Source organism: Sphingomonas sp. ERG5, from assembly GCF_000803065.1.
Taxonomy (GTDB): Bacteria; Pseudomonadota; Alphaproteobacteria; order Sphingomonadales; family Sphingomonadaceae; genus Sphingomonas.
In genome coordinates, this window is sequence record NZ_JSXI01000033.1 from 1 (window position 1) to 9,703 (window position 9,703).

At 65.3% G+C, this 9,703-nt stretch carries 16 protein-coding genes; 10 read left to right on the plus strand and 6 right to left on the minus strand.

Going from position 1 to position 9,703, the window contains the following annotated elements:
• From OO12_RS28595 to OO12_RS13535, 7 genes are all read left to right on the plus strand, one after another.
• The coding region (locus OO12_RS28595; protein WP_034159242.1) for a hypothetical protein at positions 1-535 on the plus strand (535 nt) is incomplete at its 5' end.
• Positions 536-717: 182 nt separating this feature from the next.
• Positions 718-1,095: a fluoride efflux transporter CrcB gene (crcB, locus tag OO12_RS13510; RefSeq protein WP_034159243.1), complete on the plus strand. Its 378-nt coding sequence runs from the start codon at positions 718-720 to the stop codon at positions 1,093-1,095.
• Positions 1,092-2,207, plus strand: coding sequence for an RluA family pseudouridine synthase (locus OO12_RS13515; RefSeq protein WP_034159244.1), 1,116 nt, complete (start codon positions 1,092-1,094; stop codon positions 2,205-2,207). The genes crcB and OO12_RS13515 overlap by 4 nt, the downstream gene beginning before the upstream one ends.
• Positions 2,207-2,803: an FMN-binding negative transcriptional regulator gene (locus OO12_RS13520; RefSeq protein ID WP_034159245.1), complete on the plus strand. Its 597-nt coding sequence runs from the start codon at positions 2,207-2,209 to the stop codon at positions 2,801-2,803. The genes OO12_RS13515 and OO12_RS13520 overlap by 1 nt, the downstream gene beginning before the upstream one ends.
• A complete protein-coding gene (locus tag OO12_RS13525) occupies positions 2,800-3,459 on the plus strand; it encodes an HAD-IA family hydrolase (protein WP_034159246.1) in 660 nt (219 codons plus the stop codon). Before OO12_RS13520 ends, OO12_RS13525 begins: the two co-directional genes overlap by 4 nt.
• A 54-nt stretch (positions 3,460-3,513) precedes the next feature.
• A complete protein-coding gene (locus OO12_RS13530; RefSeq protein ID WP_034159247.1) occupies positions 3,514-3,735 on the plus strand; it encodes a hypothetical protein in 222 nt (73 codons plus the stop codon).
• 9 nt (positions 3,736-3,744) lie between these two features.
• Complete coding sequence (locus OO12_RS13535; RefSeq protein ID WP_034159248.1) at positions 3,745-4,428, plus strand: ATP12 family chaperone protein; 684 nt, start codon at positions 3,745-3,747, stop codon at positions 4,426-4,428.
• Between the two features lie 62 nt (positions 4,429-4,490).
• On the opposite strand, the gene OO12_RS13540 is transcribed toward OO12_RS13535, so the two are convergent.
• The 6 genes from OO12_RS13540 to OO12_RS13565 form a co-directional block, all read right to left on the minus strand.
• Positions 4,491-4,910, minus strand: a complete 420-nt coding sequence (locus OO12_RS13540; RefSeq protein ID WP_034159249.1) for a hypothetical protein — start codon at positions 4,908-4,910, stop codon at positions 4,491-4,493.
• A gap of 148 nt (positions 4,911-5,058) precedes the next feature.
• The gene (gene gmk / locus OO12_RS13545; protein WP_052215871.1) at positions 5,059-5,724 is read right to left on the minus strand and encodes a guanylate kinase; all 666 of its coding nucleotides are present in this window, start codon (positions 5,722-5,724) and stop codon (positions 5,059-5,061) included.
• A 121-nt stretch (positions 5,725-5,845) separates the two neighbouring features.
• Positions 5,846-6,046: a hypothetical protein gene (locus OO12_RS13550; protein ID WP_034159250.1), complete on the minus strand. Its 201-nt coding sequence runs from the start codon at positions 6,044-6,046 to the stop codon at positions 5,846-5,848.
• A complete protein-coding gene (locus OO12_RS13555; protein WP_034159251.1) occupies positions 6,043-6,261 on the minus strand; it encodes a hypothetical protein in 219 nt (72 codons plus the stop codon). Before OO12_RS13555 ends, OO12_RS13550 begins: the two co-directional genes overlap by 4 nt.
• A 74-nt stretch (positions 6,262-6,335) precedes the next feature.
• On the minus strand, positions 6,336-7,724 hold the full coding sequence (gene fumC, locus OO12_RS13560; protein ID WP_034159252.1) for a class II fumarate hydratase: 1,389 nt from the start codon (positions 7,722-7,724) through the stop codon (positions 6,336-6,338).
• Positions 7,725-7,832: 108 nt separating this feature from the next.
• Complete coding sequence (locus OO12_RS13565) at positions 7,833-8,315, minus strand: SspB family protein (protein ID WP_034159253.1); 483 nt, start codon at positions 8,313-8,315, stop codon at positions 7,833-7,835.
• A gap of 115 nt (positions 8,316-8,430) precedes the next feature.
• On the opposite strand from OO12_RS13565, the gene hisB reads away from it, so the two are divergent.
• The 3 genes from hisB to hisH form a co-directional block, all read left to right on the plus strand.
• A complete protein-coding gene (gene hisB, locus OO12_RS13570; protein ID WP_034159257.1) occupies positions 8,431-9,018 on the plus strand; it encodes an imidazoleglycerol-phosphate dehydratase HisB in 588 nt (195 codons plus the stop codon).
• Positions 9,019-9,327, plus strand: coding sequence for a YciI family protein (locus tag OO12_RS13575; protein WP_034159254.1), 309 nt, complete (start codon positions 9,019-9,021; stop codon positions 9,325-9,327).
• Positions 9,324-9,703: imidazole glycerol phosphate synthase subunit HisH (hisH, locus tag OO12_RS13580; RefSeq protein ID WP_034159255.1), on the plus strand; the 380-nt coding region annotated here is incomplete at its 3' end. The genes OO12_RS13575 and hisH, both read left to right, overlap by 4 nt.

Below are 9,703 nucleotides of genomic sequence, written 5' to 3' on the forward strand. Positions count from 1 at the left end.
ACCCTATTCCGGCGCAATTCCCGCCGACGGCGTCGCCGCCGGCGCGCGCGGCGCGACGGGCGCCGCCACCAGCGAAACGCTGAAATCCACGCCCGCGCCCAAATCCGCATCGTGCCCGCAATGCGACGCCGCACGCGAATCGCTGACGCTGGGCGCGCTCGCCGCGCGCCAGAAGAGCGGCGGCGGCGCCAACTGCACCGCGAACATGCGCTATTCGACACGCTGGGCACAGCGCCTGCCGGCCGACCTGCCGCTCTATCCCGATGCGCGCGTCAGCGAAGCCGCCGGCAATGACAGCGGCACCTGCACGGTTCGCGCGGTCAGCTTTGCGAGTTCGGCGCCGCTGCAGACCGTGCTCGACTGGTATTATACCCGCACCACCAATGCCGGCTATTCGGCCGAACATCAGGCACAGGGCGAGGAACATGTCCTGGGCGGCACGCGCAAACGCGACGACGGCGCCTTTGCGCTGTTCCTGACCAAGCGCGGCGATGGCGGCACCGACGTGGATATCGTGGCGAACAACGGGCGCTGACCGCCTGACGGTTCACGCCCGCCATTCGCGCTGAGCCAGCCCAAGGGCAGGTCTCACGCGCGACCGTCGCCTTTGCGGCGAGACGGGCTTCGACAGGCTCAGCCCCAACGATATTTGGTGCGAACGCGCCGCACTCCAGCACAACGGTTCTCTTTTCGTGCCATCCGCGCTAACGCGGCATCATGAATTCCCTTCTTCTCGTCATGGCCGGCGGCGCGGTTGGTTCGGGCGCGCGATTCCTCACCGGGCGCGCGACGCTCGCCTGGTTTGGGCCATCCTATCCCTGGGGCACGCTCGCGGTGAACCTGATCGGCGGTTTTCTGATGGGCGTGCTGGTCGGCACGCTCGCCCGCGTGTCCGTTCCGGGCGAGAATTGGCGCCTGTTGCTTGCGGTCGGCGTGCTTGGCGGCTTCACCACTTTCTCGGCTTTCTCGCTCGATACGGTCGTCATGCTTCAGCGCGGCGACCTGAGCATGGCCGCTCTTTATGTCCTGGCATCAGTGATCGGCTCGATCGCCGCGCTGTTCGCCGGACTTTCGCTCATCAGGGCAGTAGCATGAACGACACGAAAAAAGCCGCCGGCAATGAGGCCGAGGTCCGCCAGTTCAATGTCGGCGCCGATGATGACGGCATCCGGCTCGATCGCTGGTTCAAGCGGCATTTGCCCGACACCAGCTTCACCGCCGTGGCAAAATGGGCGCGCACCGGCCAGCTCCGCATCGATGGCGCGCGCGCGACCCCCGGCGACCGCATCGCGGCGGGCCAGTCGATCCGCGTGCCCCCGGCCGAGCCGGTCCGCATCGACGCGCCGGTGAAGCGCGAGCGCCCACCGCTCAGCCAGGAACAGACCGACTATATCCGCGAGATGGTCATCCACCGCGACAAGCAGGCGATGGTGCTCAACAAGCCGCCCGGCCTGGCGACGCAAGGCGGGACCAAGACCAGCGAGCATGTCGATGGCCTGCTCGACGGAATTCAATTCGACGGCGAGAGCCGCCCGAAGCTGGTCCACCGGCTCGACAAGGATACGTCGGGCGCGCTGCTGATCGCGCGCACCACGCGCGCGGCGGCGTTCTTCGCCAAATCCTTCTCCTCGCGCAGCGCCAAGAAAGTCTATTGGGCGCTGGTCGTCGGCGTGCCGTCGATCGAGGACGGCATGATCGAACTGCCGATCGCCAAACAGCCCGGCAGCGGCGGCGAGAAGATGCATGTCGACGAAGCCGAAGGCAGCCCGGCGCGCACCCGCTACCGTGTGATCGAACGCGCCGGCAACAACACCGCCTGGCTTGAGCTCATCCCCTATACCGGGCGCACGCATCAATTGCGCGTGCATCTCTCCGCAATCGGCCACCCGATCGTCGGGGACGGCAAATATGGCGGCCAGGCCGCGTTCCTGACCGGCGGGATCAGCCGGAAAATGCATCTCCATTCGCGCCGCATCAAGATCGACCATCCCGATGGCGGCGAGATCGAGGTGCAGGCCGAACTGCCGACGCATTTCGCCGAAAGCCTGAAGCATCTCGGTTTCGACGAGATGCTCGGCAACATGATGCCGATGGACACGCCGCCACCGCCAAGCAAGGCGGTGAAGAAGCAGCAGGCCAAGCAGCATGCGAAGAATCTGCGCAAGGACCGCAAGGGCGAACGCCGCCGGCGCGGCAGCCGCGACTAGTGCATCCCAACCCGAAGTTCCGGCCGGGTGACGATGCCGCCATGCTCGACTGGGCGGTCGCGATCGGCTTCGCGCATATCTTCGCGGTGACGTCCGGCGGGCCGATGATCGTCCACGCGCCGATCGTCGCGGTCGGCGAAGGGCAGCTGCGTTTCCATGCCTCGCGCGCCAATCGGGCGACGCCGCATCTCGACGGCGCACGGCTGCTGCTCAGCATTGCCGGCGCCGACGGCTATATCACCCCCAACTGGTACGCCGAGCCGGGGTCGCAGGTGCCGACCTGGAACTATACCGCGGTGGAGATCGACGGCGTGGCCAGCCTGGCGGATGAAGCAGCGCTGATCGAACAGCTCGACATCCTCGCGGCCTTGCATGAACCGCGCATCATTCCGGAAAATCCCTGGACTCGCGCCAAGCTCGATGACGATCGCCTTGCCGCGATGCTGCGCGCGATCGTCGCCTTCGACGTCACGATCGACGCGGTGCGCGGCACGCACAAGCTGAGCCAGAACAAATCGGCCGACGACCGGGCGCGTGTCGTTGCCGGCCTGAAACGCAGCGGCAATGCGGCGCTGGCCAAGGTGATGGAAGCATGAACCGGCTTGCCCTGTTCGATTGCGACGGCACATTGGTCGATAGCCAGGCCAGTATCTGCCAGGCGGCGGAAGAAGCGTTCATGCTTCATCGGCTCGACCCGCCCGAACGCAGCGCGATACGCCGTATCGTCGGGTTGAGCCTGGTCGAAGCGATGCGCGGCCTGTTGCCGCACGCCGACGATGCGCTGCACCGCGCGCTGGCGGACGACTACAAGGCGGCGTTCTTCCGGCTGCGCACCGCGGGCGCGCTGGCCGAAGAACCCTTGTTCGACGGCATGATCGCGGCGCTGGACGACCTCGCGGCGGCCGGATGGGTGTTCGGGGTGGCGACCGGCAAGTCCGATCGCGGCCTGGTTCGCGTTCTCGACGAACATGGCATCAAGGCGCGCTTCGTCACGCTGCAGACCGCCGATCGCCACCCGTCGAAACCGCATCCCTCGATGATCGAGACCGCGATCGCCGAAGCGGGCGCATCGCCCGAAACGACGGTGATGATCGGCGATACGAGCTATGACATGATGATGGCGCGAGCAGGACATGTGCGGGCGCTGGGCGTGGCCTGGGGCTATCACCCGCCCGAGGAGCTGATCGCGGCGGGCGCCGATGCCATTGCCCGGACGGTCGCGGATCTGCCGGCGCATATGGCGGCGATATGATCCCGTTCGTTTCCCGGCTTCGCTCACGGCGAACGGTGCGGTAAGGGAGGCGATATGACCGATCCCGAGACCACCGCGCGCAACCGCTATTTCGTCATTGCCGGATCGCGCATCGCCGGCGTCGCGGGCGCGTTGCTTGGGCTGGTGCTGATCGGCCGGGCGCAGATCCTTGAACAGAAGATCCTTGGCACCGCGATCGTTTTGTCGGCGCTGTTGATGATCGCGATCGTGCCCCGCGCTCTTGCACGCCGCTGGCGCACGCCACCACAGAACTGAAGGACGGATGTGAAGCGTTTCTGGACCGACGTCGCGGTCGATACCGCGGGTGTCGTCACGCTTGATGGCAAGCCGGTGCGCACGCCCGGCCGCGTACCGCTCGCGATCCCGTTTCCGGCGCTGGCCGGGGCGGTCGCCGATGAATGGCGCGCGGTGACCGGCGAGATCGATCCGCGCGGCATGCCACTGACCGGCCTCGCCAACGCGGCGATCGAGCTGGTGGGTGCGGATCCAGCGGGTTTCGCCGCGGGTCTTGCGACGTTCGCGCAAAGCGACCTGCTCTGCTACCGCGCCGAAGATCCCCCCACGCTGGTCGAGCGCCAGGCCGAATTATGGGATCCGCTGCTCGACTGGGCGCGCGGGCGCTATGATGTCCATTTCGAAATCGTGGCGGGGATCATGCACAAGCCGCAGCCCGCCGTGACGATCGCGCGGCTGAGCGACGCGGTCGCGGTCCGATCCCCCTGGGAACTGGCGGGGCTGGCTCCGATCGTCACGATCGGCGGCTCGCTGATCGCCGCCCTTGCCCTGATCGAGGGCGCGGCGAGCGCGGACCGGATATGGCGCGCGGTCGAACTCGACGAGGATTGGCAGGCCGAACAATGGGGCCGCGACGATCTGTCGCTCGCCGCACTCGATTCGCGCCGCCGCGACTTCGACGCGGGGGTGCGGTTCCTGACCCTGATCGCCTGACCGGCACATGAAAACGGCGCGAGGGCATTGCCCCCGCGCCGCCCGCGCACCGCCTGGTCAGTTTAGTTGCAGACCCGGACGGCGACGCGATCGCCCGAATAGTCGTCCCAGCGGGTTTCGACATGGCAGCTGCCATAGCCGCGCTGGTCGCGATAGCGATCATAGCCATTATAACCATTGTCGCGATCATAAGCGCGGCGATCGTCATAGCCCCGGTCGTCGTAACGATTATAGCCGTCGACCTGGTAATAGCCGTCGTTGCGATACTCGCGGTCACGATTGCGGCGACGGTCATTATTGTTGCTCGACATGATCGCCGCACCGATGGCGAGACCAGCGATGCCGGCAATGATGGCGGTGCCCGTATTGTCGTGGCCGCGATGATAGCCACCGTAACGCTGCGCCTGAGCCGGCGCGGCAACGGTCAGCGCCGTCGCGCCCAGGGCGAGGGCGAGCGTTGCTTTGGTGAACAGGGTCGTCATGCTTCTACTCCTCAAGAGCAGCGCCGATGACGTCCGATTCGGGCGCCTTATCGTGCAGCTTGACGATGTATTTGCACGAGTCGCCGTGAACGGATGCGGAATGTATCTTGCAGCATCCATTCATCCGCTGCGCCGCGTCAAGATCAGGTCAGCGCAGCAACTTCCGGATGAATCCGATGATCCCGGTCTGACGCGACCGTTTCAGCCGCTCCGCCGCCAATATGGTCTTCACGCAGTCGAAACATTGTTCGACATCGTCATTGACCAGCACATAGTCATAGCCATCCCAATGGCTGACTTCATTCGCCGCACGGTCCATGCGCGCGTTGATCACCGCCATCGTATCGGTCGCGCGATTCTCCAACCGTTCGCGCAGGATCGGCATCGACGGCGGCAGGATGAAGACGCGCACCACGTCACCACCGGCCAGCTGGTGGAGCTGCTGCGCACCCTGCCAGTCGATGTCGAACAGGATGTCGCGGCCCTGTTCGAGCACGTGCCAGACCTGCGCCTTGGGCGTGCCGTAACGATGGTCGAAGACGTGCGCCCATTCGAGGAATTCATGGTTCGTCGCCATCTCGCGGAACGTGTCGAGATCGACGAAATGATAATCCACGCCATCGACTTCGCCGGGGCGCGGCGGGCGCGTGGTGTAGGACACCGACATGCTGAGTTCGGGCTCGGCGGCGAGCAGCTTGCGCGCGATGGTCGATTTGCCGGCGCCCGAGGGCGACGACAGCACGAACAGCACGCCGCGGCGCTTGAACCCGTGCGGGTCGTCCGTGGAATCGATCGGCTTTGCGGAAGACGGCATGGGCGCTAATGGCGGCGCAATGGGACAGGCGTCAAGTCACGCGCGATCCCATCGTCACAAAAGCCCCATTTGAGCACCGCTGCCGCATCGCCGATCGCACCGATTTGCGATCCGGATCAAATCAAACAACCCGGCCCTTCGCCTTGTGCCGGTCATAGGCCTTTTTCGCGACATAGGCGCCGCCAAGCGCCAGCCCGATCGGCCCGAGCCGAGTGATCACCCGGCTCGCGACCAGGCCGATCGCGGCACCCTTCAGACCGCTCTGCCCGTCACGGCGATCAATCTCCGCGCCGAGCAGCGCGCCGATAAGGCCGCGGATCACGCCGCTTTCTCCGGCGCGCCAAACGCCTTTTCCTTCAGTTCAGCCGCACCGCGCAGCACGGCCCAGCCAACCGCATAGGTCACGGCAAGCGGCAGCACGACCTTCAGCACATTCGCGGTGATCGCGCCGTAGATCGCGCCGTCCGCGGCACTGTCGTCACCGCTCATCGAATCGATCGCGCCGCCGATCAGCGCGCCAATGGTCGTTGCACCCATGTCATCGTCTCCGTGGTTCGCCGGCTAAGCGTTTGAGCGAGACGGGAGTTCCACTGACTGCTGTGACGCGATGGTCAGACCATCGTCTCCGGTCGGACCAGGCGGTCGAATGTCTCCGCATCCACCAGGCCCAGCGCCAGCCCGGCCTCCTTCAGGGTCAGCCCCTCGGCATGCGCGTGCTTGGCGATCTTCGCGGCATTGTCATAGCCGATCTCCGGCGCCAGCGCGGTGACCAGCATCAGCGACCGGTCGACCAGTTCCGCGATCCGTCCCCGGTTCGGCTCCAGCCCCTCGACGCAGCGTTCGGCGAAGCTCGCCATGCCGACGCTGAGCAGGTCGATCGACCGCAACAGGTTCGCGCCGATCAGCGGCTTGAACACGTTGAGCTCGAGATGCCCCTGCAAGCCGCCGACGGTGATCGCGACATGGTTGCCGATCACCTGGCCCGCGACCATCGTCAGCATCTCGCACTGAGTCGGGTTGACCTTGCCCGGCATGATCGAGCTGCCCGGCTCATTGGCGGGAAGGTCGATCTCGCCCAATCCCGATCGCGGCCCCGAACCGAGCAGGCGGATATCATTGGCGATCTTGGTCAGCGCGACCGCGAGCGTGTTGAGCGTGCCGGAGAGGTGGACGATCGGATCGTTCGACGCGAGCGCCTCGAACTTGTTTTCAGCGGTGCGGAACGGCAGGCCGGTGATGTTGGCGATCTCGGCAGCGACATCGGTGTCGAAGCCGGCGGGTGCGTTCAGCCCGGTGCCGACCGCGGTCCCGCCCTGGGCAAGTGCGGTCATGCCATGCAGCACCGCCGGTTCGATGCGGTGGCGGCAGCGGTAAAGCTGATGCGCATAGCCGGAAAATTCCTGACCCAGCGTCAGCGGCGTCGCATCCTGCAAATGCGTGCGCCCGATCTTGACGATGCCGCTCCAGCCCTGCGCCTTTGCATCCAGCGCATCGTGCAACCGGCCGAGCGCCGGGAACAGATCGCGGGTCGCGGCGATCGCGGCGGCGATGTGCAGCGCGGTCGGGAAGCTGTCGTTGGACGACTGGCTCATATTGACATGATCATTGGGGTGGACCGGCGATTTGCCGCCGCGCGTGCCGGTCAGCACTTCATTGGCGCGGCCCGCGATCACCTCATTGACGTTCATGTTGGTCTGCGTGCCCGACCCGGTCTGCCAGATGACCAGTGGGAATTGATCGTCGAGCGTGCCGCTCGCCACTTCGGCCGCCGCCGCTTCGATCGCATCGGCAATCCCGGCGTCGAGGCCGTGGGCGCGATTCACCCGAGCCGCCGCCTGCTTCACGATCGCCAGCGCATGGACGATGCCGATTGGCATGCGCTCCTGCGCGCCAAACGGAAAATTCTCGATCGAACGCTGCGTCTGCGCGCCCCAATAGGCCGTGGCGGCAACCTCGATCGCGCCGATCGAGTCGGTTTCGGTGCGCGTTTCCTGGGACAAACAAACCTCCGTTCGCCCTGAGCTTGTCGAAGGGCCGCTTTCTAAAACGGAAGTAGGAAAGAACGGTGCTTCGACAAGCTCAGCACGAACGGGAAGAAGATATTTCCCTTACTTCTTCCGCTTGAAATCCACCGCGACGACGTTCGATCCGTCCTCGACCGGGACGACGGTCGGACCGTCATTCTCGGCCTCGTCATGCGGGTCGGGGCCGTCGGGGCCATCCTGCGCCTGGAAGCGCAGTTCGAAATTGACCGATGGATCGTGGAACCCGGTCACGGCCGCATAAGGGATGACCAGTTTCGACGCGACCTGGTTGAAGCTCAGCCCGACCGAGAATCGCTCGTCATCGACGACCAGATCCCAATAGCGATTCTGCATCACGATGGTCATTTCATCGGGAAAACGCTCGATCAGCCGCTGCGGAATGTCGACGCCGGCGGCGTGCGTCTTGAACGTAATATAGAAATGATGGTCGCCGGGCAGGCCGCCATTGGCCGCAACCGAACCGAGCACACGCCCGACCACGGCGCGCAATGCCTCCTGGACGATCTCGTCATAGGGAATCAGGCTATCGGGCAATCCATCGCTCATGGGCCCTTGGGTAGCGGGCTTTGGCTAGTCGTCAAGATTGTATGCAGCGAAGATTGCCCGCGAAGATTGGGACGAGATTGCATGAACAGGCTATCGCGCTATGGGAGGCCGCATGATGCGCACCGCAACGATCAGCCGCTCGACCAGCGAAACCAGTATCGACGTCACGGTCAATCTCGACGGCACCGGCGTCTACACCGTGTCGACCGGGATCGGCTTTTTCGATCATATGCTCGAACAATTGTCGCGCCACTCGCTGATCGACCTGGACGTGAAAACGATCGGCGACCTGCATATCGACCAGCATCACACGGTCGAGGACACCGGCATCGCGATCGGCGAAGCGGTGGCCAAGGCGCTTGGCGACAAGCGCGGCATCCGCCGTTACGGCGATGCGCTGTCGCCGATGGACGAGACGCTGACGCGTGTCGCGCTCGACATTTCCGGGCGGCCCTTCCTGGTGTGGAAGACCGAATTCAGCCAGAAGAAGCTCGGCGAGATGGACACCGAGATGTTCGAACACTGGTTCCACAGCTTCGCCCAGGCGGCTGGCATCACGCTGCATGTCGAGACGCTGTACGGGCAGAATAATCACCACATCGCCGAAGCGGCGTTCAAGGGCCTGGCCCGCGCGCTGCGCACCGCGGTCGAGATCGACCCGCGCAAGGCCGATGCGATCCCCAGCACCAAGGGAATGCTGTAGATGATCGCACGCCCCGACGAGCCTTTGTGCATGATCCTGCTGCGCTATATAGCGCCGCTCGATCAGGTCGACGCGCAGATGAAGGCGCATGTTGCGTGGCTCGAAAAAGGCTATGCCGAGGGCATCTTCATCGTCTCGGGCCGCCGCGCGCCGCGCACCGGCGGTGTCATCCTGTCGCGCGGACATCGGCAGGACGTTGAGGCGCTGGTCGCGCACGATCCCTTTATCGTTTCGGGCGTCGCCGAGGCCGAAGTGATCGAATTCGGTGCGAACATGGCCGCGGATCGCTTTGCCGCCCTGCTGATATGACTCTCGCGCTGATCGATTATGGCGCCGGCAACCTCCATTCGGTCGCCAATGCGCTGAAGGCCGCGGGCGCGACCGACATCGCGATTACCAGCGACGCCGGCGTGGTGGCGAAGGCCGACCGCATCGTGCTGCCCGGCGTCGGCGCATTCGGCGCATGCGCCGCGGCGCTTCGCGCCGTGCCCGACATGGTCGATGCGCTCGACGCCCGCGTGCGTGGCGATGCGGTCCCCTTTCTCGGCATTTGTGTCGGCATGCAATTAATGGCCGATACCGGCGAGGAACTCGGCACGCATCAGGGACTCGGCTGGATTCGCGGCAGCGTCGGACTTCTGACCCCGGCCGATCCGTCCGCCAAGGTGCCGCATATGGGCTGGAA

Coding starts and splice junctions, on each gene's coding strand:
- crcB (WP_034159243.1), top strand. CDS start 718: ATGAATTCCCTTCTTCTCGTCATGGCCGGCGGCGCGGTTGGTTCGGGC.
- OO12_RS13515 (WP_034159244.1), top strand. CDS start 1,092: ATGAACGACACGAAAAAAGCCGCCGGCAATGAGGCCGAGGTCCGCCAG.
- OO12_RS13525 (WP_034159246.1), top strand. CDS start 2,800: ATGAACCGGCTTGCCCTGTTCGATTGCGACGGCACATTGGTCGATAGC.
- OO12_RS13530 (WP_034159247.1), top strand. CDS start 3,514: ATGACCGATCCCGAGACCACCGCGCGCAACCGCTATTTCGTCATTGCC.
- OO12_RS13540 (WP_034159249.1), bottom strand. CDS start 4,910: ATGACGACCCTGTTCACCAAAGCAACGCTCGCCCTCGCCCTGGGCGCG.
- gmk (WP_052215871.1), bottom strand. CDS start 5,724: ATGCCGTCTTCCGCAAAGCCGATCGATTCCACGGACGACCCGCACGGG.
- OO12_RS13555 (WP_034159251.1), bottom strand. CDS start 6,261: ATGGGTGCAACGACCATTGGCGCGCTGATCGGCGGCGCGATCGATTCG.
- OO12_RS13565 (WP_034159253.1), bottom strand. CDS start 8,315: ATGAGCGATGGATTGCCCGATAGCCTGATTCCCTATGACGAGATCGTC.
- hisB (WP_034159257.1), top strand. CDS start 8,431: ATGCGCACCGCAACGATCAGCCGCTCGACCAGCGAAACCAGTATCGAC.
- OO12_RS13575 (WP_034159254.1), top strand. CDS start 9,019: ATGATCGCACGCCCCGACGAGCCTTTGTGCATGATCCTGCTGCGCTAT.